Annotated in this window: 1 rRNA gene; it reads left to right on the top strand. The window is 55.1% G+C overall.

Annotated features, from left to right (window positions below):
• Positions 1-1,083, top strand: a 23S ribosomal RNA gene (locus tag GA0111570_RS17210); the annotation flags it as partial.
• Positions 1,084-1,086 lie beyond the last annotated feature (3 nt).

The following is a 1,086-nucleotide window of genomic DNA, read 5'->3' as shown; positions in this document are numbered from 1 at the left end:
AAGACGATGTATACGGACTGACTCCTGCCCGGTGCTGGAAGGTTAAGGGGACGTGTCAACTTCGGTGAAGCACTGAACTTAAGCCCCAGTAAACGGCGGTGGTAACTATAACCATCCTAAGGTAGCGAAATTCCTTGTCGGGTAAGTTCCGACCTGCACGAATGGAGTAACGACTCGGGCGCTGTCTCAACCACGAACTCGGTGAAATTGCAATACGAGTAAAGATGCTCGTTACGCGCAGCAGGACGGAAAGACCCCGGGACCTTTACTATAGTTTGGTATTGGTGATCGGTACAGCTTGTGTAGGATAGGTGGGAGACGTTGAAGCGGCCACGCCAGTGGTTGTGGAGTCATTGTTGAAATACCACTCTGGTTGTTCTGGTTATCTAACCTCGGACCATGATCTGGTTCAGGGACAGTGCCTGATGGGTAGTTTGACTGGGGCGGTCGCCTCCCAAAGAGTAACGGAGGCGCCCAAAGGTTCCCTCAGCCTGGTTGGCAATCAGGTGTCGAGTGTAAGTGCACAAGGGAGCTTGACTGTGAGACTGACAGGTCGAGCAGGGACGAAAGTCGGGACTAGTGATCTGACGGTGGCGTGTGGAAGCGCCGTCACTCAACGGATAAAAGGTACCCCGGGGATAACAGGCTGATCTTGCCCGAGCGTCCATAGCGACGGCATGGTTTGGCACCTCGATGTCGGCTCGTCGCATCCTGGGGCTGGAGTCGGTCCCAAGGGTTGGGCTGTTCGCCCATTAAAGCGGCACGCGAGCTGGGTTCAGAACGTCGTGAGACAGTTCGGTCCCTATCCGCTGTGCGCGTAGGAGTCTTGAGAAGGGCTGTCCTTAGTACGAGAGGACCGGGACGGACCAACCTCTGGTGTGCCAGTTGTTCTGCCAAGAGCATGGCTGGTTGGCTACGTTGGGAAGTGATAACCGCTGAAAGCATCTAAGCGGGAAGCACGCTTCAAGATGAGGACTCCCACATTGGTAAGGCCCCCAGTAGACGACTGGGTTGATAGGTCGGATGTGGAAGCACCGAAAGGTGTGGAGCTGACCGATACTAATAGGCCGAGGGCTTAACACAAAC

Origin of the sequence: Raineyella antarctica (assembly GCF_900092135.1) — a bacterium.
Classification (GTDB): Bacteria; Actinomycetota; Actinomycetes; order Propionibacteriales; family Propionibacteriaceae; genus Raineyella; species Raineyella antarctica.
Note: the sequence above shows the minus strand (reverse complement) of the source record. Positions and strands in the feature narration are given on the sequence as shown.